Source organism: Streptomyces sp. NPDC052052, assembly GCF_040680455.1.
GTDB lineage: Bacteria > Actinomycetota > Actinomycetes > Streptomycetales > Streptomycetaceae > Streptomyces.
Genome location: NZ_JBFAWU010000012.1, coordinates 14970 through 40486, shown reverse-complemented (window position 1 = coordinate 40486; position 25517 = coordinate 14970). Strand labels below are relative to the sequence as shown.

Below are 25517 nucleotides of genomic sequence, written 5' to 3'. Positions count from 1 at the left end.
GACCGGGCTTCTGCCGGCGAGGAGGCCGTGGCACGGGTCAGTGCGGCGCGGACGCGTTGTCTGATGCGTCCTGAGGGCAAGGTGACAAAGAAGGCCCGGGCCGTTGGCCTGGGGCTTTTGCATGGAGCGGGTGACGAGAATCGAACTCGCGCTCTGAGCTTGGGAATCACCGGTGCTTGAGTGGGTGGGGTGGCACTGATCTGCACGTTTGTCGGGAGTGGGGCGGTTGTCCTGGCTCCCTGGGAGCCGTGAGTGACTGCTGTTCTCCGCTCCGAAGGGCACGGACGGGGCACGTCGACGGCCGGTCATCAGCCTGAGGCTTGTGCCGGAGCGTGACAGGAAACGAAAGCTGCCCGTGGTGCAGGCACTGCGATGGCGCAGACGTCATGCCCAGAAGGCTTCGGTGATGACGATCTGTGGGTCGGCATGGCGGCGCATGAATGTGTAGATGAGCCAGCCGCGTCCGCCGGCCAGGTCCACGATATGGGGGCCACCGGGGCTTGTGGAGGTCAGTGGCCGGACGGTCATCCAGTGGGGGAGCGAGGCGTCGGCGTCGATTCCCCGGAAGTACGGGTCTTCGGCGGTGACCAGTTCCGCACGGGCACTCATGACCAGGTTGCTGCCTTCGGCGGGCATGTTCTGGAAGTCGTGCTGCGCCTGCTCCGTCCAGTCCATCTGCCAAGGCGGCCGGAGTGGTTCGTCGATCACTCTCCGGGCTTCCTCTCGGCGGCTTCGTGTCGGAGGCGGCTGTACTCCTCCAGAAGCCGGATGGACTCCTCGGGGTCCTCGGACTTGGCGGCGCGGGCTTCGAGGTCGCGAAGGTGTGAGTCGAGGACGGGATCTCGCGCGATGGCGTACTGCGTCCACCACAGGCGCATGAAGGCCGGTACAGGAGTGATGTTGAAGGCGTCGCCGATGACGCGCTTCCAGTGAGCCTCAAAGTCCGGGAGGAGGTGCGGAGTGTGTTCCTGAATGGCCAACCGGAGTGCTTGAGGCGTGTGTTCGGGCATGGGTGGCAACCGCAGGGGTTCCCCCTCGTACCCATCGAAGTGGAGTGCATGGGCGGGCATGGTTCGGGCTCCTTGGTAGGGAGAGTGGGTCAGGCCGCCTCGTGCCGGGCCTCGTGCGACTGGTGCCGACGGGCCATCTGCTCGAACCACTCGGCCGGCACCAAGTAGGCGACCGTCTTCCCTTTACGGGTGATGGCAGCGGCCTCACCGGCGATCCGGGTCCGGTCCAGGATCTCGCCCATTCCCTTGCGCAGGTCGATGGTTGTGTACGTCTTCGTCTCCATGCACAGAAGCATATAACAACTATCATAGTTGGCATATGTGCTCGTGGGTTGTTGATGGCCGGAAGCCGCCGATTGATGCGTGGGTGCAGAACGAGCCCAGGGCACTCGATCGGGCTTGAGCAACAATCAAGCCCCAGGCCGTCGGCCTGGGGCTTTGAGGTAGGGCTTCGTGGAGCGGGTGATGAGAATCGAACTCGCGCTCTGAGCTTGGGAATCAACGGTTCTTGGCACCCCGATGCGTCTCTGGCCTGCGCTTTTCCCTTTCGTGGGGTGGTCGGCTGTGGTCTCTGGGATCCGTACATGACCGCTGTTGTCCGTTCCGCTGGGCACGGATGGGGCACGGGTGGTGGCAGTGCAGCGGAACCTGCCAAGTTGCGTGCTCCGGGTGGGGCGGTGGGTCAGAGAGGGATGATGCGGACCTGGTCGCCGCAGAGCTTGGTCATGTCGTCGCTGTCGGACGTCAGTAGGGCGACCGGTTTCGGCTGGCGCAGTGCGACCTCGGCGACCGTGGCGTCGATGGCGTACTTGTGCCCGTGCAGTCCGGCGCCTTTGAGAAGCTCCGCTGCCGCTTTGGCCGCCTGCTCGGTGATCGGCTCCACCTTGATGCGGGACAGGGCCCAGTTCAGGCGTGGGGTGTTGGTGCGGGAGTGGCTGACTTCCACGATGGTGTTCGCCCCGATCACGAGGTCTGCCCCCATGTCGTGGAACACCTGCAACATCGCGAGGAACTTGCGGTCCTGTGCGATCCAGGCGGAGAGCCCTTCCGAGTCCAGGACAACGGTCTCGATGCGCTCGCTCACGCGGCGTCCGCGTCCTTGGGGGAGCCCGCGGTGCCAAAGATCTTGGAGTGGGCTTCGGCGAGTTCCTCGTCGCTGAAGTGTCCGTGCTCCTCCTCGTGGCGGCGAAGGTCGTCGCCCAGAAGCTGGTGCCGGATCTGACGGGCTACGGCTTCCGCTACGTAGCCGGAGACGTTGTCCGTGAGCTTGCGGAGCTCCGCCACCTGGTCGCTGGGCAGCGTGACGGTGATGCGAGTCGTTGAGGACATGCGGTAAGCATACTGGAGTATGCGCAGGAGGGCTCGGGCTTGTGCCGCCAACCGTTTCGATCAAGGTTGCGCGATCGGAAGGGTGCGGCTTCCGGCACTGGCCAGGCGGTGGTGCCCTGACAGGCAAGCGAAAGGCCCCGGTCGCCGACCAGGGCCTTCATCATGGAGCGGGTGACGAGAATCGAACTCGCGCTCTAAGCTTGGGAATCACCCGGTACTGGGTAGGCTTGCATGCCCTCTGACCTGGGTAAACGCACCCATGGGGGCGTGCCGTAGTGGCTTCGTTCGGGCCTCTGCTGACCGCTGTTCACCGTCCTGACTGGCACGTAGTGGCACGCCCACCTCCGGGTGGTCGGCTGAGACGCGGGTGGTCGGCCGAGAGCTGAGCGGGACCGGCCGCGCCCGGTACGGCCGCAGACCCCCGGTACGGCAGCAGGGCCCGGACCGTGCGTCGCGGCCCTGGCCCTGCCTCGTGCGGTGCCGCCCTGCGACGGTGGTGCGTCAGCTCTGTGCGGTGTCGTCGCCCGTCTGCCCGGCGCCCTCGGCTGCGCCTGCCTTCTGGCGCATCTTGCGCACCAGCTCCGCCTTCCGGTCGGCGGCACCCTGGCGGTCGAGGTTGCGGTGCGGACCGTTGTTCTGCCGTTCGGCGCGGGACAGTCTCTTGCGCTGGCCGCCGCCCATGCCCACGGGGTTGTTGATGTTCTTGCTCACGGTCATGGGTTCTCCCGGAATGATGTGAAGTGATCTACGGATTCATCGGTGGGGGACGGGCGCGGCGACGTCGAGGAACGTCAGCAGGGGCCCATCACGCTCTCACTCGTACATCGGCGTCCTGGCCTTCGTCCGAGTATGCGCCGTGCACGGACATGCTGGTCATGTATCAGTGCAAGCGCGAGACATCGATCCCGAACTCCCCGATCGCCCGCGCCCCGACCGTGCCCGCGATGGTCTCCAGCCGCGGGGCAATCGCGTCCGGCGACCGGCCACCTGCGGCAGGAACTCTTGTACCGGTCGGCGAGGGCAACCCGGATGTCGAGGGGCTTACCGGCCTTCGGCGCATGACGATCCCCGGGGCGGATGCCCGGCCGGGCCGCAGGGCGGCTGGCGCGAGGCCCGCGCTGGTAAGGTTGGGTCACGCTTGCAAAGAGCCTGGGCCCGTGCCGGACAAGGCACGGGCCCAGGTCCGTTCAGGGCGCCGAAACGAGGAACCCCCATGAAGGCGAAGCAGCCGGCTTCCGGTCGCTCCGGATCCGGCAGGTCCGACCAGGGGAGGGCCCTGCGGGGCGAGCTCTCGGTGCCGGGGGCGCCGGCGCCTGGCCTCCCGCCGGCTGGGTCCTTCGCGGAGCTGGAACTGCCGGTCGAGCTGATGGGGGTGCTGGCGGGGCTCGGGGTACGGGAGCCATTCCCGATCCAGGCGGCCACCCTGCCGAGCGCGCTGGCCGGCCGGGACGTCCTCGGCCGCGCGCGGACCGGCTCGGGAAAGACTCTCGCCTTCGGGCTTGCGCTCCTCGCACGTACGGCGGGCCGGCGCGCCGAACCGAAGCGGCCTCTCGCGCTGGTCCTGGTGCCGACAAGGGAACTCGCGCAGCAGGTGAGCGAGGCACTGGCTCCCTACGCGGAGGCGCTCGGGCTACGCTCGGTGACTGTGGTCGGCGGTCTTGCGATCGGCCGGCAGGTGGCGGCGCTCCGGGCGGGTGCCGAGGTCGTGGTGGCGACGCCGGGACGGCTGTCCGATCTCGTCGCCCGGCGGGACTGCCACCTGGACCGGGTGCGGATCGCGGTGCTGGACGAGGCGGACCAGATGTGCGACATGGGTTTCCTGCCGCAGGTCTCGGAGACCCTGGACCGGACGCCCCCCGGCGGGCAGCGGATGCTGTTCTCCGCGACGCTCGACCGCAACGTCGATCAATTGGTCAGGCACTATCTGAGTGAGCCGGTGTTCGCCACGGTCGACCGGGCGGAGGGCTCGGTCGCGACGATGGAACACCACGTACTGAACGTCCATCCCGCCGACAAGTACGCGACAGCCACCGAGATCGCGGCCCGGGACGGGCGGGTGCTGATGTTCCTGGACACCAAGCACGGTGTGGACCAGTTCACCCGCCACCTGCGGAGCAGCGGCATACAGGCGGGTGCTCTGCACGGCGGGAAGTCGCAGCCGCAGCGCACGCACACGCTGGCCCAGTTCAAGGACGGCGAGATCACGGTGTTGGTGGCCACCAACGTCGCTGCCCGTGGCATCCACGTCGAGCACCTGGACCTCGTCGTCAACGTGGATCCGCCCTCCGACCCCAAGGACTACCTCCACCGCGGCGGGCGCACCGCGCGTGCCGGGGAGTCCGGCAGCGTGGTCACGCTGGTCACGCCCGGCCAGCGCCGGGACGTGAACCGGACGATGTCGGACGCAGGGATCCGGCCCATGGTCGTTCAGGTTCGCTCCGGCGAGGAGAGGCTGACCAGCATCACAGGCGCGAAGCGCCCGCCGGTGCAGGACGGGGGGAAGACCGGCAACGCGGCGTTCCGGGGTCTTGGTACCCGCGCGGGCCGCCCGCCGAAGGAATCCCGCAAGGCCACGGAGGCGCGCATGATGGCGGAGGCCCGTAAGGCCGCCCGAGCGCGCAAGGCCCACTGACAGGCGGTACGTGCCGCCGCAGTCGGGAGACACAAGGAGGCACCGACTGCCTCGCATCGAGTGGAGCGTCAAGGAGTGCCGATGGCAAACAGGGTCCAACAAGCCCGGGAGAACGCCGAGTTCGAGTTCATCCTGGCGAGGGTGGACGTCCCGGTGCTCGCGTACTTCCACGGGGTGTGGCCCAAGGCCGCAGCAGCATGCAAGGAAATGGATCCCGTGGTGCGGGAGGTGGCCGACGCCTACGAGGGCCGACTGATCGTCGTGCGGGCCGACATCGCAAGGTGCCCCGGCCCCGTACGGCGGTACGGCGTCACCGGCGCGCCCTTCTTCGTGCTGATCGATCGGGGCGAGGCGATGGCGGCCGGGAGCGGTCCGATGTCCAGGACCGCGCTCGGGGAGTTCCTGGATGCCCACCTGTGAGCAGGCCGCATACCGGGATCTGGCTGGACAGGGATCCGACGAGACGCCCTCAGGGGGCGCGGGGGCGACTGCGCGGACGGACTCCACGGGGTGGAGCGCGATGTCGACGGTGCCGGTCCGGTTCGTCAGACGATGACGGGGACGGCCTCGGCGCGGTTGGTGGCCCAGTTGGTGACGATGGGCTTGTCGACGGTGGCGGTGTCGGGGAGCTGGAGTTCGGCGGGGTCGGGATCGTCGTCGGAGGTGGCGATGATGACGTTCTCGAATTCCTTGCCGGCATCGCTGTTGGTGGTCTTGGGGCTGATACCGGTGTACGCAACGGCGGATCCGGTGAGCTTGATGGGGTCTTCGCCGCCCTGTCCGACAGGGGAGGCGACGCCGTCGGCGCCGGAGCCGAAGGAAACGCTGGGGGTGTTGACATCCAGGTAGCAGGTGATACCGGACTTGGCCTTGGCGGTGACGAGGTAGTAGCCGCCGGCCTGGGTCTCCGAGGTGACCGTGAAGTCCAGATCGTTGGTGCCACAGGACTGCCCGTAGCCGCTCTTCTCGCCGTCACCGGAGGCGGCGGCCTTGTCATCGGCTCCGCCCGAGTCGGACGATTCGCTGGAACCGGAGCCGCTGGAACCGGACGCGCCGGCGGAGAGGCTGTCGCCGGAGGAGGGGCTGCTGCTCCCGTCGCCGGCGGCGGAGGGGGCCGAGGAACTGCTGGTGTCCTCGATGTCGTCGGGGCTGCAGGCGGTGGAGGTGGCGGCGAGGGCCGTAACGGCCGCGACGGCGAGGAAGAGACGAGTGGAACGGGCGGCGAGGCGCGGACGCATCATGATCTCCTGCGGCTTTTCGGTTGCGGTGCTTCCTGCTTGTACCGATGACACTAAGACGGGGTCGATCTTGAAATGATCCGGGACATGTCCGGGTTCTGTCCCAGCAACATCGCCTCCAAGAAGTGGTGTTGGCTTTCATCACTCCCGACTCAAGGGGCAGTCCGGGACCGACCGCAGCTCAGCGGTGGGCCAGGCGGTGCCGCCAACTTGGCGAGGCATGGACGGCCAACCGTTCCGGTAGCTCGCAAAGGTCGGGGAGGAGCCTTCTGGCATGGATATGGCACGAGAGACCCGAACTGGTCCAGACAACAAAGAAGCCCCCGGCTACTGGCCTGGGGCTTTCTAGTGGAGCGGGTGACGAGAATCGAACTCGCCCTCTGAGCTTGGGAATCACCGAGCATCAACGGCACGGCAGGTCGCTGACCTGTGGTGATACGCGCAGGAGGTCGTCCAGGCCGCCAGCTTCAGGTTCTTGATTGACCGTGGTTGCCCGCTCTAACTGGCGCGGGTCTGGCACGAGGGCGCGACTCAGTTGGGTCAGTCGGTCACGCCGCAAACCTGGTACGACGATGCTGGGGCAAGGGCGGTGGAGGCAGCCAAGGTGTGGGCTGCGGTTTGTAGATCGTGTTCCCATCCCGGGAGGTCGTCCGGTCCGATCCATTCGCTGTAGTGGGCGGCGATGGAAAGGAACTGCGTCTCCTCCTGGGTGTGAGCTGCGACCGTCATCGATAGCCGGTCGGCCACATCTTTGGGGCTCAACTCGCCTTGCGCCAGGCCGAACGCGAGGCTCACGAGGAGACATCGGCCAGCCGTCTCCTCGTCAGGAAGGTGCACATCAAGCTCATCCAGAGCTTGGATGTACAGCTCGCGGACCTCAGCGGCATCGCTCCGGCGCGACAGGCTGGCCAGCTCACGTAGGGCGGGAGAGTCATGGCCATCAACGAGTGCGTGCGCAGCGACCATCGGAAGATCCTCGGCGTGGAGTACTTCCGCCACGTACTGCCAAGCGCTGTCCTGCAACCGGTCCATGCGGCCATCGTGGAGGCCGCGAGACGTACTGGCCAGTCGATTGCTGTCTTGGCCCCGGCTTCTTTCTAGCCCTGGGTCTTGTCGGGGATCTTGGTGACCTGGGATTTCGCAGCTCAGGAGTGGTGTTCTAGAGCGCCTGGTGGTCGTCGTTTGTCGTCGTTGGCCATGGGTGCGCGGCCCCGGACGGCCCAGGGATGGCCCAGAACCGAGTGCAGCGCCCAGCCCCAGAGCGCACAGGCCCCGTGCGGCGTCACCTCCCGTAAGAAGCGGTTGCGCCTATGCCACAAGGCTGTCGAGCACTCCGTATGCAACATCGACGAAGTCGTCCCGGACTGCCTGAAGCTGTTCCAGCAGTGGGTCTCGGACAAAGCCACCGATCATCTCGTCCCAGTACGCAACGCTGTTGGCCACGTCAAGTACCTGCCTCACCTGCTCCGCACCCAAAGCGTGGCTCTCCCGCAAGGCGAACTCCAAGAAATCGAGCTTCTCCCACCGCTCCTCATCCTCCAAGCGCCCCCACTCAGCCAAGAGCTCCCAGGCCACGTACGCAGAGATGTGGTGTGGATCCTGGCACCATTCTGCGTTGCGGGGACACCAGGCGGCTTCCAGAGCGCTGATCGTGACCCGCGCCGAGTGCCGGGTCGGCGCCATCACCTCTCGACTCCTTCACGTCCTCGCTCTCATCGGCAGCGGGTCGCTGGTCCCCTTGTGGTCCACCCCCGGCCTGGCTCTGCCCGCTCCGGACGCGGCCACCGACGTCGCTGTAAGCCTGCGCGACGGCATCCAGGCCGCTATCGAGATCCGCCGCCAGTTCCTCAAGGGAAGTCCTGACCTCCGCGCCCTCTACAAGGTCACTGCGCTGCTCGCGAAGATTCAGCTCCGTTTCAGTGGGATCGAGTGCCCCTCCGACAGCGACGCCCTCACCGTCCTCCTCGACGCCACGCGGCAGGACACGAGCCTGATCACCACCGCCCGCACCGAGCCGCTCGCTGCCGAAGCGCTCGCACTCCTCGTTCTCCAGGCTTGGCTGGACACCCTCCCTAGGGAGACGCGGTGAGCGCGAACGTCCGACGGCCCATGGCAGCAACGGGTGTCTTCCATAAGCCAGTGGCGACTCGGGAGCGGGCCGAAGTCGAGGCGAAGGGGTGGGCACAGCTCTCCTCCCGCATCGCGGTTCCGGCCCTTCACGGGCAGATCGCGTTACCGGACAGACAACTCCTTGCCTACGAGGACGTTTTCGCCAACGGCCGGTGCGAGCTGCTGATGGGCGACGTGATCGCCCTCGCCGACCGCGAACCGGCCGCGCAGCTCCGCCTGGACCGCCTTGTGGACGGGGTCTGCGCCGACCTGAGGGCAGCGGCTGAGGAGACCGGGAAGCGCGTGCCGCTGGCCGAGTGCGTCCCGGACCTCTACCTCGACCGGATCCGCCCCGGTAGCCGACTGGATCGCTGGTACCTGCGCCGCGACCAGTCACTCACCCTGCCCCACACCGGTACGACCCTCACCCTCCGGGAGCTGGGAGACTTCACCCTCACTGCCAACGGCAGACCGCTGACGTTGAACGTCGCCCACACCATCGACAACCTCCGCCACGCCCTGGCTCCCGACCGCCGCATGCTCGCCGGTCTGACACAGGGCGACCCTACGGAACCAAACATCGCCGACCCGCTGTGCTGGCTCGACTTCGAGTTCGCCGGGCGCAACACCGTCGCGGGCGAGACCGCCAACCTGCTCTGGTACCTGATGGCCCTGGGCGGCTGGCTCGTCCCCCGCTACCAGCCCGACGTGTACGCCCGCACCCTCCGCCTCGCCCTGCCGCCCCTGACCCGCCCGCGCATCGAGCACCTGGAACTGCGCTGGAGCAGTCGGCACATCGATGTCCGATACTCCTGGAACACCAGCCCCGGCCGCGCTGCGGCCATCACCCGTGTCCTGGACGGCCTTCGCAGGGGGAACGGCAGCGGCCTGGAATAGATCCGTGCCTTTCTCGCCCTGCGCGTTCTCGGCGTCATCCCGCCCTCCCGGCTCACCGGACACGACCTCCTGCTCGTCCTGATCAAACTCGCCGAGAGCCAGGACCCGCACACGACGCTCGACACCTTCTTCACCACCACACCGGCCCCTCACCCCCACCTCGGCGAACGGAGCAGCAATGTCCCTGCCCATGCTTGAGACTCCTCTCCAGACCCGGCCACTCCAGGGCCGCACCGCCCTTGTCACCGGCGGGGCCACCGGCATCGGCGCCGAGATCGGACGGGCGCTCGCCACCGCCGGAGCAACCGTGGCGGTCAACCACCTCGGCCAGGACCCCGACGCCCACGCCCTCCTCGCCGCCTTCGAGCGCGCGGGCAGCCCCGGGATCGCGGTGAACGCCGACCTGACCGATCCAGGCAGCGTCCAGACCATGGCCGGCCTCGTCCGGGCCGAGATCGGACCCGTCGACATCCTGGTGAACAACGCCGGCTCCTACCCCCGAGTTGCCTGGCAGGACACCGACGAGACCGCTTGGAACTACTCCCTCGACGTGAACCTCACCGCTCACTACCGCACCTGCCATGTGTTCACCCCCGACATGATCGAGCGCCGCTGGGGCCGGATCGTGAACATCGGCAGTGTCAACGCCCGCGCCGGCCGGACGAACCTCGTCGCGTACAGCACCGCGAAGGCCGGGCTGTTGGGCCTGACCCGCTCCCTCGCCCGCGAACTGGGGCCGTACGGAATCTGCGTGAACACCGTCATGCCCGGGGCCATCCAGGTCGAGGCCGAGAACACCCTCCCCGCCCAGCACCGTGCGCGGCCGGAGGACCAAATCAAGCGTCAGTGTGTCCGGCGCCGTGGCCGGCCTGAGGATGTCGCCGCCCTGGTGGCGTTTCTCGTGGGCCCCTCCGCCTCGTTCATCACGGGGCAGTCCGTCCACGTCGACGGCGGCTGGCTGCTGCACTGAGACCGTCAACAAGCAAGGAGACGAACCGAAATGATCGAACGAGTCCGTGCTGTCCTGATCACCGCCGACGAAACGATGCTGGTCATCCGCCGCACCAGGCCCGGTATCCCCGAATACTGGGTCCTGCCCGGCGGCGGCGTCGAACCCAGCGACGAGTCCCGGGAGGCGGCCCTCCACCGGGAGATCCACGAGGAGATCGCGGGAAAGGCCGACATCGTCCGCCTCCTCCACACGATGGAGTCCGCCGACGAGCGTCAGCTCTTCTACCTCGCCCGCATCGCAACCTGGTCCTTCGATGACCGCACCGGCCCCGAGTTCAGCGCCGAGGGCCGCGGCGAGTACGCACTGGAGGAGACCCCACTGACCATGGAAGGGCTCGACGGCATTGACCTCAAGCCCGAGGAGATCGCCCACGTCCTACGGGGAGCCATCAGTGCCGGAAGCCTCGGAGTCAAGGCATCGCTCTGAGCTTTCGAGTGCGTCAGCACGTCATCAGGGCCGACTCTGAGGTGCCCCGGCCCTGATGGCGTCCGTACGCGCCAATGGCACGGGCCCCAAAAGTGGTCTAGATAACAAACAAGGCCCTGGTCTCCGACCAGGGCCTTCATCATGGAGCGGGTGACGAGAATCGAACTCGCGCTCTGAGCTTGGGAATCAACGGTTCCTAGGTTGTTGCAGGGGCCCTGACCTGCGATTTCGGATTGGGCAGGTGAGTGGCTCCCGGTCTCTGGGAGCCGTATCTGACCGCTGTTGTCCGCTCTGCTGGGCACGGATGGGGCACGAGAGCTGGCAGTGCGACGCGTGCTCCGGGCGGGCCGGCTGGTCAGAGGGGGATGATGCGGACTTGGTTGCCGCAGAGCTTGGTCATGTCATCGCTGTCGGACGTCAGCAGGGCGACGGGTTTCGGCTGGCGGAGCGCGACCTCGGCGACCGTGGCGTCGATGGCGTACTTGTGCCCGTGCAGCCCGGCGCCTTTGAGGAGCTCAGCCGCCGCTTTCGCCGCCTGCTCGGTGACGGGCTCCACCTTGATACGGGAGAGGGCCCAGTTCATGCGAGGCATGTTGGTGCGGGTGTGGGTGACTTCCACGATGGTGTTCGCCCCGATCACGAGGTCGGCTCCCATGTCGTGGAAGACCTGCAGCATGGCGAGGAGCTTGCGGTCCTGCGCGATCCAGGCGGAGAGTCCTTCCGAGTCCAGGACGACGGTTTCGATGCGCTCGCTCACGCGGCGTCCGCGTCCTTGGAGGAGTCGGCGGAGCCGAAGATCTTCGCGCGGGCTTCGGTGAGTTCCTCGTCGCTGAAGTGTCCGTGTTCTTCCTCGTGGCGGCGAAGGTCGTCGCCCAGGAGCTGGTGCCGGATCTGGCGTGCCACGGCTTCCGCTACATAGCCGGAGACGTTGTCCGTGAGCTTGCGGAGCTCCGCCACCTGGTCGCTGGGGAGCGTGACGGTGATGCGCGTCGTTGAGGACATACGTCAAGCATACTGGGGTATGCGTGAGAGGGCTTGGGGTTGCGGCATCGATCGCTCCGGTCAAGGTTTCGCGACTGGAGGGTACGGCTTCCGGCGCTGAGAGTAACCGCCCGCGTGCCATGCGCGTACCGGTCAGAAGGGCGGTTCGAGATCGCCGCGGCCATCGCTATGTGGCCCCCAGCCCCAGGGCTCCTCCCGGAAAGGCTCAGGGGCGGGGACGTCGTGGCCCCATGCTTCGAGTGCCTTCCGGGCAACACGCCGGTTGGGGTCGTCGCTGCTGGTGTCCAGGATGGCGCGTGCGTGCGCGGCGAGGTGATCGCGGTGCTCGGCGAGCGCGGGGTGCTCGGCGAGGATGAGCGCGGCGATGACGGCGGCTTCGCGCACGTCCTCGTGGCTGTCTCGGAGGAAGGGCGCGACGGCCCGATAAAGCATCGGGCGCAGGTCCCGGAAGGACGCCACGATGGTGCCGGGGGCGAGGAAGCCAGGGAAGTACTGCTCCGTGCGGCCCACAATCTCGTCGGAGGCGTCGTAGGCCGTGGAAACCAACCAGTTCAACAGCGCCGCGCGGATGGGGATGTTGCGATAGGGCCGGAGGGTCATAGCCGCCGGGTGGGTGAGGATGCCGGCGACATACATGGCGACGGGGGCAGTGGCTTCGTAGACGGTGTTCTGATGGCCGACCATCTCGCCTAGCTCTGACAAAGCGTTGACCTGTGCCTTGGGGTCGGGCGTCAACAGCCGTGCAAGGACCTCGGGAAGGTCCTTACCGTTCCCGAAAGCCGTCTGGAGCGAACCCCAGTCAGTCTCTGACAGGACTACCTGGTACGGCGGCAAGTCAGGCTCGTGGGGCGAGCCGACGTTGGAACGGCTGCGGGTCACAGGCAAAACCTAGACCAGACTTCGGACGCAATTCCCGCAACCCCTGCCGTATCCAGAGCGCGGGAAAGGAAACCGCGGCCGAACGACCCGTCGCCACCGTCGACCAGGTCGACGCGCTTGCCGACGCCCTCCGCCCCGTTGGCGGCTGATGGTCTACGACGGTGCGGACGGGCCTCTCCGTCCCCATGAACAGGCCGAACTGCACCGAAAGGACATCGATCTGGACAACCTCACCGTCCGTGCCAGGCAGGCCGCGCCGGAGCTGACCACGGGCAGGCGTGCTGAAGGGGCCACCACGTCGGAAGCGGGCAGGCGGTTCGTCGTTCTGTTGGCCCTTCTACGGCCCGACCTTCGTCGGAACCTTGACTGGCACGCTGAGAACGGCCCGGACGGACTGCTGTTCCTTGGGGGGAAGGGCAAGCCGTTTCGCCGGTCCACCTTCGGGCGGAAGCGACGTGCGGCTCGCTCGAAGATGGATTTTTTTGATGGCTTCCTCTTCTGCAATCTTCGTCATACCGGGCACACCCTGACGACCCGGTCCGGCCCCACGCTCAAGAGGCACGATGGTGCGCGCGGGGGCAGCCGACCGAGCGGGCTGCGCTGATCTGTCAGGGCTCGGGCCTGGAGCGGCAGCGTGAGGTGGAGGTCAGTCTCGACCAGCTTGTGCGGGCTCGCCGTGAAACGGCGGATGACCGGGCATCCGGCACGGATAGGCACGAGATGCCTGAACTGGTCCAGGCAACAAAGAAGCCCCGGGCTGCTGGCCTGGGGCTTTTTCCTGGAGCGGGTGACGAGAATCGAACTCGCGCTCTGAGCTTGGGAAGCTCATGTTCTACCATTAAACTACACCCGCGTAGCGCGCTGCTTGATCGCGCTCGATCGTCTCACACTGTACCCCATCCCAGGTCCCCGGCGTATGCGCCGTGGGGCCTTTGCGCTGTTGCGGAGGGCGGACACGGTTGCCGCGGGCGGGAGTTGAGGGCGTAGCGTGGGTGGTCGGAGTGCCGCCTGGAGTGGCGTCCTGTTCATCCCCTAATGTGGCGTTCTCGTCCAAAGTTTGTTGGGGAAGGGACTTGATGGACTCCGTGGAGCGCACCGTCGTCCGCTGTGCCGAAGGGCACGTTTTCGCTACCGCTTCGTTCCCGATGCAGCAGCTCGGGTCCGGGCGGATCGGTCCCGGGCGGCTCCTCCGCTGTCCTCGTTGTGCGCGGCTGAGGCAGGCCGTGCCCGTGATGTTCGAGCAGCAGTAGCGGGGGCCGGGAAAGAGCGGCAGGAGCGGTCACAGGCGCGCGGAGCGGTCCCTGGTTGGGGCTGGTCCGCGCGTTCTGCGTATCCTCGGGGGCGTGCTTCTCTCAGATAAGGACATCCGGGCCGAGATCGACGCCGGACGTGTACGCATTGATCCGTTCGACGCGTCGATGGTGCAGCCGTCGAGCATTGATGTGCGGCTCGACCGCTACTTCCGGGTGTTCGAGAACCACCGCTATCCGCATATCGACCCGGCCGTCGAGCAGGCCGATCTGACGCGCCTGGTCGAGCCGGACGGGGACGAGGCGTTCATCCTGCACCCCGGTGAATTCGTGCTCGCCTCGACGTACGAAGTGATCTCGTTGCCCGACAATCTCGCGTCGCGGCTGGAGGGAAAGAGCTCGCTGGGGCGGCTCGGCCTTGTGACGCATTCGACCGCGGGATTCATCGACCCCGGTTTCTCCGGGCACGTGACCCTGGAGCTGTCGAATCTGGCGACCCTGCCGATCAAGCTGTGGCCGGGCATGAAGATCGGGCAGCTGTGCATGTTCCAGCTGAGTTCACCTGCGGAGTTCCCGTACGGCTCCGAGCGCTACGGATCGCGGTACCAGGGCCAGCGCGGGCCGACCGCGTCGCGTTCGTTCCTTAATTTCCACCGGACCCAGGTGTGATGTCGATGAGTGATGATGTGCGGGAGAGTCTGACGTACGAGGGGTTCGGCCATGCGGTGCGCGAGTTGGCGCAGATCGTGGCCGACGACGGGTTCGAGCCCGATGTCGTACTGAGCATCGCGCGGGGCGGGGTGTTCGTCGCGGGCGGGCTCGCTTACGCCCTGGACTGCAAGAACATCCACCTGGTGAATGTCGAGTTCTACACCGGTGTGGGCACCACCTTGGAAATGCCGGTCATGCTGGCGCCGGTTCCGAATGTGGTCGATTTCTCGGACAAGAAGGTCCTGATCGCCGACGACGTCGCCGACACCGGGAAGACATTGAAGCTGGTGCGTGATTTCTGCATCGATCATGTCGCCGATGTGCGCAGCGCGGTCATCTACGAGAAGCCGCACTCGCTGGTGAAGTGCGAGTACGTGTGGAAGAAGACCGATCGCTGGATCAACTTCCCGTGGAGCGTGGACGAACCCGTCGTGCGTCGCAGCGGGCAGGTTCTCGACGCCTGAGGGGAGCTCCTGAGGGGAGCTTCTGCGGGTCGCTCCTGAAGGGGCTCCTGCCGCAGCTCGGGGCGGGCGGACCGGCAGTCGCCTGCCGGGCCTGCCCCGGACGCGTCCCGATCCGTACGTGACAACGGCCTCGGCACCTTTCGGTGCCGAGGCCGTTGCTGTGGGCGCTGGTGCGTGCGGTGCGGTCAGAGCGTGCCCAGCTTGATGATCGACAGCAGTGCGATCAGCTGGATCGCGGATGCGCCCAGGGCCTTCGGCCAGGGCAGGTCGTGCGACTTGCTCACCATCGAGGTGAAGAGCGCGGCCGAGGCCAGCCAGGTGATCCAGCCCAGGATCTGGACCAGGGAGTTCTCGCCGCCGAGGAACAGCGCGAATATCAGCCGGGGCGCGTCCGTGAGCGACATGATCAGCATGGAGAGGCCCACGGTGGGCTGCCAGGAGCCGTCGCCGCCGAGCTGGCGGGCGAGCGTGTGCGTGACCGCGCCCAGGATCAGGCCGCCGATGACGAAGGCGATGCCCGTGATGACGACGTAGGGGACCGCCGTGGAGAGCGTCGCGTGGATCGCGTCGTCCCGGGCCTGGTCGAAGCCGAAGAGGGCGAGCAGGCCGTACAGGAACGTGACGATGAGCGCCGGGCCCCAGACCGGGTAGTCGCGCATCTGCCAGAACGTCGGTCCCGGGCGCAGCACGATGCCGGTGAGCAGCTCCTTCCACGGCAGCCGCGGGCCCGCGGGCTGTGCGGGGGCCTGGCCGGCGCGGTAGGTGTTGCCGTCGTCGTACGGGGCCTCGTCGATGCGGAACGCCTGCGTGTGGCCGGGTGAGTTGGCGTACGGGTCGCCGTGCTGGGGGTAGCCGTGGGGCTGCTGCGGCTGCTGGTACGGGTCGGTGAAGTACTCCGGCTCGTCGTTGCCGTAGCCGCCGTCGTTGTTGTAGCCGCCGCCGGGGGCGCCGCCGTTGTAGGCGTAGCCGCTGTTGTCGTGCCTGCCGTTGTTGTACGGGGGCGGGGCGCCGTTGCCTCCCGTCGGCGGCCATGACCGCTGGGCGTACGGCGGTGGTGCCTGTGAGCCGTACGGCTGCTGCCGCGGTTGCTGCTGCGCCTGCTGCGGGGTGCGGTTGTCCCGGCCGCGTCCGATCCTGAATCCAGCCACTCGTCGAACGTACCTGGTCCGCGCCGGTGCGGTGAGAGGGCCTGGGGAACCCGACCGCCATTGCGGCCGAGCTGTGACATCCCCTGGGGGGAACTCCTGAGGAACCCCTGAGGGAACCCTGGGGACTCCCTGAGGGCCGGACGCAGAAGCGGCCGGACGCAGAAGCGGCCGGTCCTGCCCCCGAGGCAGGTCCGGCCGCTTCTGTCGCACGACAGCCCGGGCTACTTCACCGGTTCGGGCTCCGGTGCGTCCGCCGGCTCCGTCTCACCGGCCGGGTCGGCCGGGGTCTTCACGGAGTCGAGCAGCAGCTGCGACACGTCGACCACCTGGACGGACTCCTTCGCCTTGCCCTCGTTCTTCTTGCCGTTGACCGAGTCGGTCAGCATGACCAGGCAGAACGGGCAGGCGGTGGAGACGATGTCCGGGTTGAGGGAGAGGGCTTCGTCGACGCGCTCGTTGTTGATGCGCTTGCCGATCCGCTCCTCCATCCACATCCGGGCACCACCGGCGCCGCAGCAGAAGCCGCGTTCCTTGTGGCGGTGCATCTCCTCGCTGCGGATGCCCGGGACCTTCGCGATGATCTCGCGCGGCGGGGTGTAGATCTTGTTGTGGCGGCCCAGGTAGCACGGGTCGTGGTACGTGATCAGGCCCTCGACCGGGGTCACCGGGATCAGCTTGCCCTCGTCGATGAGGTGCTGGAGCAGCTGGGTGTGGTGGATGACCTCGTACTCGCCGCCGAGCTGCGGGTACTCGTTCGCGATGGTGTTGAAGCAGTGCGGGCAGGTCGCGACGATCTTCTTCGACGCCTTCGGCTTCTTCGACTCGGGGGTGACCTTGCCGTCGTCGTCCAGCTCCTCGCCGAACGCCATGTTCAGCGCCATGACGTTCTCCTGGCCGAGCTGCTGGAACAGCGGCTCGTTGCCCAGGCGGCGGGCGGAGTCACCGGTGCACTTCTCGTCACCGCCCATGATCGCGAACTTGACGCCCGCGATGTGGAGGAGTTCCGCGAAGGCCTTGGTGGTCTTCTTGGCGCGGTCCTCGAGGGCGCCGGCGCAGCCGACCCAGTACAGGTAGTCGACCTCGGTGAGGTCCTCGACGTCCTTGCCGACGACCGGGATCTCGAAGTCGACCTCCTTGAGCCACTCCAGGCGCTGCTTCTTGGCCAGGCCCCAGGGGTTGCCCTTCTTCTCCAGGTTCTTGAGCATCGTGCCCGCCTCGGACGGGAACGCGGACTCGATCATCACCTGGTAGCGGCGCATGTCGACGATGTGGTCGATGTGCTCGATGTCGACCGGGCACTGCTCCACGCACGCACCGCAGGTGGTGCAGGACCACAGCACGTCCGGGTCGATGACGCCGTTCTCCTCGACCGTGCCGATCAGCGGGCGCTCGGCCTCCGCGAGAGCGGCGGCGGGAACGTCCTTCAGCTGCTCCTCGGAAGCCTTCTCGGTGCCCTCCATGTCCTTGCCGCCGCCGGCCAGCAGGTACGGGGCCTTGGCGTGCGCGTGGTCGCGCAGGGACATGATCAGGAGCTTCGGGGACAGCGGCTTGCCGGTGTTCCAGGCGGGGCACTGCGACTGGCAGCGGCCGCACTCGGTGCAGGTGGAGAAGTCGAGGATGCCCTTCCAGGAGAACTGCTCGACCTGGGAGACACCGAAGACGGCGTCCTCGGCCGGGTCCTCCCAGTCGATCTCCTGGCCGCCCGAGGTCATCGGCTGGAGCGCGCCCAGCGCGACCTCGCCGCCGGCGTTCCGCTTGAACCAGATGTTCGGGAAGGCCAGGAAGCGGTGCCAGGCGACACCCATGTTGGTGTTCAGGCCGACGGTGATCGCCCAGGTCATGGTGACACCGAGCTTGATCATGGCGGTGAGGTAGACCAGGTTCTGCAGGGTGGGCAGGCTCAGCCCCTTGAACGCGGCGACCAGCGGGTACGAGGCGAAGTACGCGGCCTCGTAGCCGTCCACGTGGTGCAGTGCGCCTTCGAGCCCGCGCAGGGTCATGATCGCGAGGCCGATGACGAGGATGACCGCCTCGACGAAGTACGCCTGGCCCATCTTGGAACCCGCGAAGCGGGACTTGCGGCCCGGGCGCGACGGCAGGTTGAGCTGGCGGATCGCGATGAGGACGAGGATGCCCACCGTGGTCGCGAGCGCGATGAACTCCGTGTAGACCTCGTACGGCAGCCAGCCGCCGAGGACCGGGAGGACCCAGTCGGCCTTGAAGAGCTGCCCGTACGCCGTGACGATCGTCAGGCCCAGGGTCAGGAAGCCGATGGCGACGAACCAGTGCGCGACGCCGACGATGCCCCATCGGTTCATCCGGGTGTGGCCGAGGAACTCCTTGGCCAGGGTGATCGAGCGACTCTTGGGGGCGTCGGTGCGGCTGCCTGCGGGGACCGGTTGGCCGATACGGACGAACCGGTAGATCTGCGCGACGGCTCGGGCGATGAGCGCAACGCCGACCACAGTCAGCACCAGCGACACGATGATCGCGGCGAGTTGCATGTGAGGGCTCCTCGGGCCTGCGAGGGTGGGATCCAGCGTACGAGCGAACGCTCGCGATTACTAAGCAGTAACTTAATCAGTCTGTGCTGACACTACCGACTTATTCCGCTGCGCTGTAGTTGCACAGTCGGTGATCTGTATCGCTCAGGTGTGCCTTCCCGCGCCGGGCGCGCGCGTGGATCGCCCTGCGCAACGGATCGTGTACGACTCCCGCCAGGATGGCCAGGTCGAGTCCCACCCAGTGGTGCTCGGCGTAGTGCTGATCGAGCAGGGCGGGCTCGTCCCACGGCATGCCGGAGCGGGAGCGCAGCTGCGCCAGGCCGGTGAGCCCCGGCCTGAGTTCCTGCCGCCAGTGTGGCGCACCGGCCGCGGTGGTGGAGGCGGTGGGGGCGGAGGTGTCGGTTGAGTGGGTCCGGGCCTGCTCGTCGGCCGGCGTCAGCGGCTCCGGGCCGACCAGTGAGAGGTCACCCAGGACGACCTGCGGCAGTCGGGAGAGCAGATCCAGCCGCAGCCGCCGGGTGCGCAGGGAGCGCAGTACGAAGGGGCGCCCGCCCAGGCCGATCCGCGGGGAGCGGGTCAGCACGCCACCGGGGGGCCGCCGTGCCGCGAGGACGAGGGCGCCCGCGACGAGCAGCGGGGCCGTCAGGGTCAGCAGGACCGAGCCGAGGACCAGGTCCAGCAGGCGCTTGGGCGACGGCCGTCCTCGGGCCGCACCCCAGGGCGGCCTCCGTTTCGGCCTCTGTCTCTGCCTTTTCCTCTGCATCGTGCGTACCTCTGGAATCAGGCGGGTTCTGTGTCTGTTTTGTATGGATCGCGACATTTGTGACAGAACGATCCCATGGCGCGATGATGGGGAGGCGCCGCACGGCCGGTGAGGGGCGGGTGTCGCCCTCGATTCCCCTCTTCCCCTGGGCGCGCGAGGTTCGCGCACCATAGTTGAGTCTCATCGACTCAGGTCTGTTGACACTGGAACGACTCTCGTGCATCCTTGAGTCAGATCCACTCAAGTAGTCAAGCTGGAGGAACTGAAATGGCACGTGCGGTCGGCATCGACCTGGGCACGACTAACTCCGTCGTCAGCGTTCTCGAAGGCGGGGAGCCCACCGTCATCACCAACGCAGAGGGCGCCAGGACCACGCCGTCCGTCGTCGCCTTCGCGAAGAACGGCGAGGTGCTGGTCGGCGAGGTCGCCAAGCGCCAGGCGGTGACCAACGTCGACAGGACCATCCGCTCCGTCAAGCGCCACATGGGCACGGACTGGAAGATCGACCTGGACGGCAAGAGCTTCAACCCGCAGCAGATGAGCGCCTTCATCCTGCAGAAGCTCAAGCGTGACGCCGAGGCGTACCTGGGCGAGAAGGTGACCGACGCGGTCATCACCGTCCCTGCGTACTTCAACGACTCCGAGCGTCAGGCGACGAAGGAGGCCGGTGAGATCGCGGGCCTGAACGTCCTGCGTATCGTCAACGAGCCGACGGCCGCCGCCCTGGCGTACGGCCTCGACAAGGACGACCAGACGATCCTCGTCTTCGACCTCGGTGGTGGCACCTTCGACGTGTCGCTGCTGGAGATCGGCGACGGTGTCGTCGAGGTGAAGGCCACCAACGGTGACAACCACCTCGGTGGTGACGACTGGGACCAGCGCGTCGTCGACTACCTGGTGAAGCAGTTCGCCAACGGGCACGGCGTGGACCTGTCCAAGGACAAGATGGCTCTTCAGCGTCTGCGCGAGGCCGCGGAGAAGGCGAAGATCGAGCTCTCGTCCTCGACCGAGACCACGATCAACCTGCCCTACATCACGGCGTCCGCCGAGGGCCCGCTGCACCTGGACGAGAAGCTCACGCGCTCGCAGTTCCAGCAGCTCACCGCTGACCTCCTGGACCGCTGCAAGAGCCCGTTCCACAACGTCATCAAGGACGCGGGCATCCAGCTCTCCGAGATCGACCACGTCGTTCTCGTCGGTGGCTCCACCCGTATGCCGGCCGTCGCCGAGCTCGTCAAGGAGCTGACCGGTGGCCAGGAGGCCAACAAGGGCGTGAACCCGGACGAGGTCGTCGCCATCGGCGCCTCGCTCCAGGCCGGTGTCCTCAAGGGTGAGGTCAAGGACGTCCTGCTGCTCGACGTCACCCCGCTGTCCCTCGGTATCGAGACCAAGGGCGGCATCATGACCAAGCTCATCGAGCGCAACACCACGATCCCGACCAAGCGTTCCGAGATCTTCACGACGGCCGAGGACAACCAGCCGTCCGTGCAGATCCAGGTCTACCAGGGCGAGCGCGAGATCGCGGCGTACAACAAGAAGCTCGGGATGTTCGAGCTGACCGGCCTGCCGCCGGCCCCGCGTGGCGTCCCGCAGATCGAGGTCGCGTTCGACATCGACGCCAACGGCATCATGCACGTCGCCGCCAAGGACCTCGGCACCGGCAAGGAGCAGAAGATGACCGTCACCGGCGGCTCCTCGCTGCCGAAGGACGAGGTCAACCGGATGCGTGAGGAGGCCGAGAAGTACGCGGAGGAGGACCACCGCCGTCGCGAGGCCGCCGAGTCGCGCAACCAGGGCGAGCAGCTCGTCTACCAGACGGAGAAGTTCCTCAAGGAGAACGAGGACAAGGTCCCCGGTGACGTGAAGACGGAGGTGGAGACCGCGCTGACCGAGCTGAAGGAGAAGCTCAAGGGCGAGGACACCGCCGAGATCCGTACCGCCACCGAGAAGGTCGCGGCCGTCTCCCAGAAGCTGGGCCAGGCGATGTACGCCAACGCCCAGGCCGAGGGCGGCCAGCAGGGTGACCCGCAGCCGGGTGCCCAGCAGGCCAAGGCCGACGACGACGTCGTCGACGCCGAGATCGTGGACGACGAGAAGGACGCGAAGGGCGGTGCGGTGTGACCGAGGAGACTCCGGGCTTCGAGGAGAAGCCCGACGTCCCCTCCGGCGCCACCCCTGATGGAGCTGAGCCGAAGGACGCCCCTTCCTCGTCGAAGGAGGAGGCGTCCCCGGCCGGGGACGGAGTACAGACGGTCGGTCTGACGGCGCAGCTGGACCAGGTCCGCACCGCGCTCAACGAGCGCACGGGCGACCTCCAGCGGCTCCAGGCCGAGTACCAGAACTACCGCCGCCGCGTCGAGCGGGACCGGGCCACGGTCAAGGAGATCGCTGTCGCGGGTGTCCTGTCCGAGATCCTGCCCGTGCTCGACGACGTCGGCCGGGCCCGTGACCACGGCGAGCTCGTGGGCGGGTTCAAGTCGGTGGCCGATTCCCTGGAGTCGGTCGTCGCCAAGCTGGGTCTGCAGCAGTTCGGCAAGGAGGGCGAGCCCTTCGACCCGACGATCCACGAGGCCCTGATGCACTCGTACGCGCCGGACGTCACCGAGACGACCTGCGTGGCGATCCTGCAGCCGGGGTACCGGTTCGGCGAGCGCACCATCCGCCCCGCGCGGGTGGCCGTCGCCGAACCCCAGCCTGGTGCGGCACCCGCCGCGGCCAAGGAAGAGAAGGCAACCGACGAGGAGAGCGGTGGCACCGAGGAGGTCTGACATCCCGTCTGACCACCTCGTGCACCGCCCGGCCATGCGACCGGTCCATGGACCGGCCGCATGGCCGATCGTCCGGAAGGAGGGACGTCGATGAGCACGAAGGACTTCGTCGAGAAGGACTACTACAAGGTCCTCGGCGTCCCCAAGGACGCCACCGACGCCGAGATCAAGAAGGCGTACCGGAAGCTCGCCCGCGAGTTCCACCCGGACGCCAACAAGGGCGACGACAAGGCGGAGGAGCGCTTCAAGGAGATCTCCGAGGCGAATGACGTCCTCGGCGACAGCAAGAAGCGCAAGGAGTACGACGAGGCGCGCGCCCTCTTCGGCAACGGCGGCTTCCGGGCCGGTCCCGGCGGCGCGGGGGGCAACTTCAACTTCGACCTGGGCGACCTCTTCGGAGGAGCCCAGGGCGGCGGAGCCGGCGGTTTCGGCGGCGGCGGCGGTCTGGGCGATGTCTTCGGCGGCCTGTTCAACCGGGGCGGTTCGGGGACGCGGGTGCAGCCGCGCCGCGGCCAGGACATCGAGTCCGAGGTCACGCTCAGCTTCATCGAGGCGGTCGAGGGCGCCACGGTCCCGCTGCGGATGTCCAGCCAGGCACCCTGCAAGGCGTGCTCCGGCACCGGTGACAAGAACGGCACTCCCAGGGTCTGCCCGACCTGTCTCGGCACCGGCCAGGTGTCGCGCGGTTCCGGCGGAGGCTTCTCGCTCACCGACCCCTGTGTGGACTGCAAGGGCCGGGGGCTGATCGCCCAGGATCCCTGCGATGTCTGCAAGGGCAGCGGACGGGCGAAGTCCTCCCGGACCATGCAGGTGAGGATTCCGGCAGGGGTCTCGGACGGTCAGCGGATCCGGCTGCGCGGCAAGGGCGGTCCGGGCGAGCGCGGCGGACCGGCCGGCGATCTGTACGTCGTGGTCCATGTCGACGCCCACCCGGTCTTCGGCCGCAGGGGCGACAACCTCACGGTCACCGTGCCCGTCGACTTCACGGAGGCGGCGCTCGGCGGCGAGGTGAAGGTGCCCACGCTCGGCGGTCCGCCGGTCACCCTGAAACTCCCGGCCGGAACCCCCAACGGGCGTACGATGCGTGCCCGCGGCAAGGGCGCCGTGCGCAAGGACGGCACCCGCGGCGACCTGCTGGTCACCGTCGAGGTGTCGGTGCCGAGGGAGCTCAGCACCGAGGCCAGGGACGCGCTGGAGGCCTACCGGAAGGCGACCGCGGGCCACGACCCGCGGGCGGAGCTGTTCCAGGCTGCGAAGGGAGCTTGAGGTGGACGGCCGACGACGCAATCCGTACGAACTGACCGATGAATCGCCGGTGTACGTGATCTCGATCGCGGCCCAGCTCTCGGGCCTGCATCCGCAGACACTGCGCCAGTACGACCGCCTCGGCCTGGTCTCCCCGGACCGCACGGCCGGGCGCGGCAGGCGCTACTCGGCCCGCGACATCGAGCTGTTGCGCACGGTGCAGCAGCTGTCGCAGGACGAGGGCATCAACCTCGCCGGGATCAAGCGCATCATCGAGCTGGAGAACCAGGTCTCCGCGCTCCAGCAGCGCGTCGCCGAACTCTCGGCGGCCGTGGAGGGCGCCGCGGTGGCGATGCAGCAGCGCGAGGCCCAGGTCCATGCCTCGTACCGACGCGACCTGGTGCCGTACCAGGACGTGCAGCAGGCCGGTGCGTTGGTGGTCTGGCGGCCGAAGCGGCCGAAGGACTGAGCGGGTCCGGCAATCCGCACGACGGGCGAGGCCCGTCACCCGTGTGCTTCACGGGTGGCGGGCCTCGCCCGTCGTGCGGGCGGATGCTTCTTCTCCGCCGTGCTTCTTCTCCGCCGTGCGGAGTACTGCGGTTGCAGCTCCCTCAGCCAGGATCCTGTTCCAGGATCCCCGATCTGGCTATCAGGTAGCCGAGTTGGGCCCGGCTGCTGCTGCCGAGGGCGGCGTTCAGCTTGGCGACGTGCGCGCGGCAGGTGCGGACGTTCATGCCGAGACGGCGGGCGATCGAGTCGTCGACGTGGCCCTCCACGAGCAGTTGGGCGATGGAGCGCTGAACACCGCTGATGCCCTTGGGAGTCGGTTCGTACCGGACTTCTTCCAGGAGGGGAGCCGCGCGGGTCCAGAGCTGCTCGAAGACCTTGACGAGATACTCGACGAGCCCGGGGTGGCGTAGTTCCAGGGCGACTTGGCGGTCGTCCTGGGCGGGTATGAACGCAACGGTGCGGTCGAAGATGATGAGTCGCTCTATGAGCTCCTCGAGCGTCCGGATCTCCACGTTGTCGTCGGCCATCCGCTCGGCGTAGGCCAGGGTGCCGGGGCTGTGACGTACCGTGTGCTGGTAGAGCGTGCGGATGCTGACACCGCGGTCCACCACGGAGAGGCCTCGTTCCAGGGCTTCGCTGAGGCGGTCTTCGCTACGGCCGCCGCCGGGCTGGACGGTGAGGACTTCGGAGCGGCACTCTGCCGTGGCAAGATCCAGTGCCGCGTTGATCCGGTTGACGCCCTCGAGCACGGTGATCGCATGCGTGGTCGACGGGTCCTGGGCGCTGATGTCCATGAACGGCTCGAAGGACTCGGTCAGCTGGACCGAATGGCGCCGGCGCTCCTGGATCTCGCGCTCTATGGGGTGGAGGTGCTTGGCCAGAGCGGCGGACGGCGGGACGGGCCGCAGCCAGTCGGCATCGTCGGGATCGGGGTGGAGCAGGGCGAAGTCCATCAGACAGGGCGCCGGTTCCACCTCGTTTCGGGCAATGCGTCCCGAGCGCAAAGCGCTGGCGTAGAGACGCCCCCCGGCCTCGCACAGTTCAGTGATCCCGTGAGGATGTGTCGGTTTTGTGTTGCTTGCGAACATATTCTCCACCCCCCATGTTCCTGAACATTCAGGAACATGATGCATCGACTCGGTGGTGTTCGTGTGCCCAGGTGAGACACAGTCTTTGGTGCGGGGGAGAAGAATCCACAAGTGAGGACGAAGCCGACTATGTATAAGCGAATGCTTCGCTCGGCGCTTGCCGCCTCGTTCGTCGCGGCCCTGGGAATCGGGGTGCTGGGCGGCAGCGACATCGCCTGGGGTGGTGGGGCAGCATCCTCGCCTGGTGACATCGCGTGGTCCACCGAGGCATCTGCGCCGGGTGACATTGCCTGGTCCACCGAGGCGTCTGCGCCTGGTGACATCGCGTGGTCCGTCCAGGCGTCCGCGCCGGGTGACATTGCCTGGTCCACCGAGGCGTCTGCGCCTGGTGACATCGCGTGGTCCGTCCAGGCGTCCGCGCCGGGTGACATCGCGTGGTCCACCGAGGCGTCTGCGCCTGGTGACATCGCGTGGTCCGTCCAGGCGTCCGCGCCCGGTGACATCGCGTGGTCCACCGAGGCGTCTGCGCCTG

29 protein-coding genes, 1 tRNA gene and 1 pseudogene are annotated in these 25517 nt (G+C 67.5%); 14 read left to right on the top strand and 17 right to left on the bottom strand.

Annotated elements, in window-relative coordinates:
- Positions 1-384: 384 nt before the first annotated feature.
- The 6 genes from AB0L71_RS16370 to AB0L71_RS16345 form a co-directional block, all read right to left on the bottom strand.
- Complete coding sequence (locus AB0L71_RS16370) at positions 385-708, bottom strand: hypothetical protein (RefSeq protein WP_365243021.1); 324 nt, start codon at positions 706-708, stop codon at positions 385-387.
- Positions 705-1070: a hypothetical protein gene (locus AB0L71_RS16365; RefSeq protein WP_365243019.1), complete on the bottom strand. Its 366-nt coding sequence runs from the start codon at positions 1068-1070 to the stop codon at positions 705-707. Before AB0L71_RS16365 ends, AB0L71_RS16370 begins: the two co-directional genes overlap by 4 nt.
- Before the next feature lie 29 nt (positions 1071-1099).
- Positions 1100-1294 (bottom strand): type II toxin-antitoxin system Phd/YefM family antitoxin, encoded by a 195-nt coding sequence (locus AB0L71_RS16360; protein ID WP_365243017.1) that lies wholly within the window; start codon positions 1292-1294, stop codon positions 1100-1102.
- 398 nt (positions 1295-1692) lie between these two features.
- Positions 1693-2094 carry a PIN domain-containing protein gene (locus AB0L71_RS16355; RefSeq protein WP_365243015.1) on the bottom strand — a complete coding sequence of 134 codons (402 nt, stop codon included), beginning with the start codon at positions 2092-2094 and terminating at the stop codon, positions 1693-1695.
- Positions 2091-2339, bottom strand: a complete 249-nt coding sequence (locus tag AB0L71_RS16350) for a type II toxin-antitoxin system CcdA family antitoxin (RefSeq protein ID WP_365243013.1) — start codon at positions 2337-2339, stop codon at positions 2091-2093. The genes AB0L71_RS16355 and AB0L71_RS16350 overlap by 4 nt, the downstream gene beginning before the upstream one ends.
- 501 nt (positions 2340-2840) lie before the next feature.
- Positions 2841-3056, bottom strand: a complete 216-nt coding sequence (locus AB0L71_RS16345; protein ID WP_365243011.1) for a DUF6243 family protein — start codon at positions 3054-3056, stop codon at positions 2841-2843.
- A gap of 496 nt (positions 3057-3552) precedes the next feature.
- On the opposite strand from AB0L71_RS16345, the gene AB0L71_RS16340 reads away from it, so the two are divergent.
- Both AB0L71_RS16340 and AB0L71_RS16335 read left to right on the top strand, forming a co-directional pair.
- On the top strand, positions 3553-4971 hold the full coding sequence (locus tag AB0L71_RS16340; protein ID WP_365243010.1) for a DEAD/DEAH box helicase: 1419 nt from the start codon (positions 3553-3555) through the stop codon (positions 4969-4971).
- Between the two features lie 81 nt (positions 4972-5052).
- A complete protein-coding gene (locus AB0L71_RS16335; protein ID WP_365243008.1) occupies positions 5053-5391 on the top strand; it encodes a thioredoxin domain-containing protein in 339 nt (112 codons plus the stop codon).
- Positions 5392-5516: 125 nt separating this feature from the next.
- Here the strand turns inward: AB0L71_RS16335 and AB0L71_RS16330 are convergent, their stop codons facing one another.
- From AB0L71_RS16330 to AB0L71_RS16320, 3 genes are all read right to left on the bottom strand, one after another.
- Positions 5517-6209 carry a DUF4232 domain-containing protein gene (locus tag AB0L71_RS16330; RefSeq protein WP_365243316.1) on the bottom strand — a complete coding sequence of 231 codons (693 nt, stop codon included), beginning with the start codon at positions 6207-6209 and terminating at the stop codon, positions 5517-5519.
- Between the two features lie 540 nt (positions 6210-6749).
- Positions 6750-7241, bottom strand: a complete 492-nt coding sequence (locus AB0L71_RS16325) for a hypothetical protein (RefSeq protein WP_365243006.1) — start codon at positions 7239-7241, stop codon at positions 6750-6752.
- Between the two features lie 276 nt (positions 7242-7517).
- Positions 7518-7784 (bottom strand): hypothetical protein, encoded by a 267-nt coding sequence (locus AB0L71_RS16320; protein WP_365243004.1) that lies wholly within the window; start codon positions 7782-7784, stop codon positions 7518-7520.
- A 76-nt stretch (positions 7785-7860) separates the two neighbouring features.
- Here AB0L71_RS16320 and AB0L71_RS16315 point away from each other — a divergent pair, with 76 nt between their 5' ends.
- The 4 genes from AB0L71_RS16315 to AB0L71_RS16300 all read left to right on the top strand — a co-directional run bounded on the left by AB0L71_RS16315 (position 7861) and on the right by AB0L71_RS16300 (position 10653).
- Complete coding sequence (locus AB0L71_RS16315) at positions 7861-8298, top strand: hypothetical protein (protein ID WP_365243002.1); 438 nt, start codon at positions 7861-7863, stop codon at positions 8296-8298.
- Between the two features lie 50 nt (positions 8299-8348).
- Positions 8349-9215, top strand: a complete 867-nt coding sequence (locus tag AB0L71_RS16310; protein ID WP_365243000.1) for a hypothetical protein — start codon at positions 8349-8351, stop codon at positions 9213-9215.
- A gap of 190 nt (positions 9216-9405) precedes the next feature.
- Complete coding sequence (fabG, locus tag AB0L71_RS16305; protein ID WP_365242998.1) at positions 9406-10185, top strand: 3-oxoacyl-ACP reductase FabG; 780 nt, start codon at positions 9406-9408, stop codon at positions 10183-10185.
- Between the two features lie 30 nt (positions 10186-10215).
- The gene (locus AB0L71_RS16300; RefSeq protein WP_365242997.1) at positions 10216-10653 is read left to right on the top strand and encodes an NUDIX domain-containing protein; all 438 of its coding nucleotides are present in this window, start codon (positions 10216-10218) and stop codon (positions 10651-10653) included.
- Positions 10654-11008: 355 nt separating this feature from the next.
- Here AB0L71_RS16300 and AB0L71_RS16295 read toward each other — a convergent pair whose 3' ends face one another.
- From AB0L71_RS16295 to AB0L71_RS16285, 3 genes are all read right to left on the bottom strand, one after another.
- Positions 11009-11410 (bottom strand): DNA-binding protein, encoded by a 402-nt coding sequence (locus tag AB0L71_RS16295; protein WP_365242995.1) that lies wholly within the window; start codon positions 11408-11410, stop codon positions 11009-11011.
- Entirely contained in the window at positions 11407-11655 is a 249-nt protein-coding gene (locus tag AB0L71_RS16290) for a type II toxin-antitoxin system CcdA family antitoxin (RefSeq protein WP_365242993.1), read from the bottom strand. The genes AB0L71_RS16295 and AB0L71_RS16290 overlap by 4 nt, the downstream gene beginning before the upstream one ends.
- Positions 11656-11787: 132 nt before the next feature.
- Positions 11788-12534 carry a hypothetical protein gene (locus tag AB0L71_RS16285; protein WP_365242991.1) on the bottom strand — a complete coding sequence of 249 codons (747 nt, stop codon included), beginning with the start codon at positions 12532-12534 and terminating at the stop codon, positions 11788-11790.
- A gap of 35 nt (positions 12535-12569) precedes the next feature.
- Here AB0L71_RS16285 and AB0L71_RS16280 point away from each other — a divergent pair.
- Positions 12570-13212: pseudogene (locus AB0L71_RS16280) on the top strand (site-specific integrase); the annotation flags it as partial.
- Positions 13213-13313: 101 nt separating this feature from the next.
- On the opposite strand, the gene AB0L71_RS16275 reads toward AB0L71_RS16280, so the two are convergent.
- Positions 13314-13387, bottom strand: a tRNA-Gly gene (locus AB0L71_RS16275).
- Positions 13388-13877: 490 nt separating this feature from the next.
- Here AB0L71_RS16275 and dcd point away from each other — a divergent pair.
- Together dcd and AB0L71_RS16265 are read left to right on the top strand one after the other, a co-directional pair.
- Positions 13878-14453: a dCTP deaminase gene (dcd, locus tag AB0L71_RS16270; RefSeq protein ID WP_365242989.1), complete on the top strand. Its 576-nt coding sequence runs from the start codon at positions 13878-13880 to the stop codon at positions 14451-14453.
- Positions 14454-14458: 5 nt separating this feature from the next.
- A complete protein-coding gene (locus AB0L71_RS16265; RefSeq protein ID WP_365242987.1) occupies positions 14459-14959 on the top strand; it encodes a phosphoribosyltransferase in 501 nt (166 codons plus the stop codon).
- Positions 14960-15144: 185 nt separating this feature from the next.
- Here AB0L71_RS16265 and AB0L71_RS16260 read toward each other — a convergent pair whose 3' ends face one another.
- The 3 genes from AB0L71_RS16260 to AB0L71_RS16250 form a co-directional block, all read right to left on the bottom strand.
- A complete protein-coding gene (locus tag AB0L71_RS16260; RefSeq protein ID WP_365242985.1) occupies positions 15145-16107 on the bottom strand; it encodes a Yip1 family protein in 963 nt (320 codons plus the stop codon).
- A 221-nt stretch (positions 16108-16328) separates the two neighbouring features.
- Entirely contained in the window at positions 16329-18611 is a 2283-nt protein-coding gene (locus AB0L71_RS16255; RefSeq protein WP_365242983.1) for a (Fe-S)-binding protein, read from the bottom strand.
- 100 nt (positions 18612-18711) lie between these two features.
- On the bottom strand, positions 18712-19374 hold the full coding sequence (locus AB0L71_RS16250; RefSeq protein ID WP_365242981.1) for a sugar transferase: 663 nt from the start codon (positions 19372-19374) through the stop codon (positions 18712-18714).
- Between the two features lie 267 nt (positions 19375-19641).
- Here AB0L71_RS16250 and dnaK point away from each other — a divergent pair, with 267 nt between their 5' ends.
- The 4 genes from dnaK (at position 19642) to AB0L71_RS16230 (ending at position 23856) form a co-directional block, all read left to right on the top strand.
- Positions 19642-21495, top strand: coding sequence for a molecular chaperone DnaK (gene dnaK, locus AB0L71_RS16245; RefSeq protein ID WP_365242979.1), 1854 nt, complete (start codon positions 19642-19644; stop codon positions 21493-21495).
- Positions 21492-22142 (top strand): nucleotide exchange factor GrpE, encoded by a 651-nt coding sequence (gene grpE / locus AB0L71_RS16240; protein WP_365242977.1) that lies wholly within the window; start codon positions 21492-21494, stop codon positions 22140-22142. Before dnaK ends, grpE begins: the two co-directional genes overlap by 4 nt.
- 90 nt (positions 22143-22232) lie before the next feature.
- Positions 22233-23408, top strand: coding sequence for a molecular chaperone DnaJ (dnaJ, locus tag AB0L71_RS16235; RefSeq protein ID WP_365242975.1), 1176 nt, complete (start codon positions 22233-22235; stop codon positions 23406-23408).
- 1 nt (position 23409) lies between these two features.
- On the top strand, positions 23410-23856 hold the full coding sequence (locus AB0L71_RS16230) for a helix-turn-helix domain-containing protein (RefSeq protein ID WP_365242973.1): 447 nt from the start codon (positions 23410-23412) through the stop codon (positions 23854-23856).
- 142 nt (positions 23857-23998) lie between these two features.
- On the opposite strand, the gene AB0L71_RS16225 is transcribed toward AB0L71_RS16230, so the two are convergent.
- Positions 23999-24985: a helix-turn-helix transcriptional regulator gene (locus tag AB0L71_RS16225; RefSeq protein ID WP_365242971.1), complete on the bottom strand. Its 987-nt coding sequence runs from the start codon at positions 24983-24985 to the stop codon at positions 23999-24001.
- Positions 24986-25126: 141 nt separating this feature from the next.
- Between AB0L71_RS16225 and AB0L71_RS16220 the strand changes: the two genes are divergently transcribed.
- On the top strand, positions 25127-25517 hold a 391-nt coding region (locus tag AB0L71_RS16220; protein WP_365242969.1), incomplete at its 3' end, for a hypothetical protein.

Coding starts and splice junctions, on each gene's coding strand:
- AB0L71_RS16365 (WP_365243019.1), bottom strand. CDS start 1,070: ATGCCCGCCCATGCACTCCACTTCGATGGGTACGAGGGGGAACCCCTG.
- AB0L71_RS16360 (WP_365243017.1), bottom strand. CDS start 1,294: ATGGAGACGAAGACGTACACAACCATCGACCTGCGCAAGGGAATGGGC.
- AB0L71_RS16350 (WP_365243013.1), bottom strand. CDS start 2,339: ATGTCCTCAACGACTCGCATCACCGTCACGCTGCCCAGCGACCAGGTG.
- AB0L71_RS16345 (WP_365243011.1), bottom strand. CDS start 3,056: ATGACCGTGAGCAAGAACATCAACAACCCCGTGGGCATGGGCGGCGGC.
- AB0L71_RS16340 (WP_365243010.1), top strand. CDS start 3,553: ATGAAGGCGAAGCAGCCGGCTTCCGGTCGCTCCGGATCCGGCAGGTCC.
- AB0L71_RS16335 (WP_365243008.1), top strand. CDS start 5,053: ATGGCAAACAGGGTCCAACAAGCCCGGGAGAACGCCGAGTTCGAGTTC.
- AB0L71_RS16330 (WP_365243316.1), bottom strand. CDS start 6,209: ATGCGTCCGCGCCTCGCCGCCCGTTCCACTCGTCTCTTCCTCGCCGTC.
- AB0L71_RS16325 (WP_365243006.1), bottom strand. CDS start 7,241: ATGGACCGGTTGCAGGACAGCGCTTGGCAGTACGTGGCGGAAGTACTC.
- fabG (WP_365242998.1), top strand. CDS start 9,406: ATGCTTGAGACTCCTCTCCAGACCCGGCCACTCCAGGGCCGCACCGCC.
- AB0L71_RS16300 (WP_365242997.1), top strand. CDS start 10,216: ATGATCGAACGAGTCCGTGCTGTCCTGATCACCGCCGACGAAACGATG.
- AB0L71_RS16290 (WP_365242993.1), bottom strand. CDS start 11,655: ATGTCCTCAACGACGCGCATCACCGTCACGCTCCCCAGCGACCAGGTG.
- AB0L71_RS16265 (WP_365242987.1), top strand. CDS start 14,459: ATGAGTGATGATGTGCGGGAGAGTCTGACGTACGAGGGGTTCGGCCAT.
- AB0L71_RS16255 (WP_365242983.1), bottom strand. CDS start 18,611: ATGCAACTCGCCGCGATCATCGTGTCGCTGGTGCTGACTGTGGTCGGC.
- AB0L71_RS16250 (WP_365242981.1), bottom strand. CDS start 19,374: ATGCAGAGGAAAAGGCAGAGACAGAGGCCGAAACGGAGGCCGCCCTGG.
- dnaK (WP_365242979.1), top strand. CDS start 19,642: ATGGCACGTGCGGTCGGCATCGACCTGGGCACGACTAACTCCGTCGTC.
- dnaJ (WP_365242975.1), top strand. CDS start 22,233: ATGAGCACGAAGGACTTCGTCGAGAAGGACTACTACAAGGTCCTCGGC.
- AB0L71_RS16225 (WP_365242971.1), bottom strand. CDS start 24,985: ATGTTCGCAAGCAACACAAAACCGACACATCCTCACGGGATCACTGAA.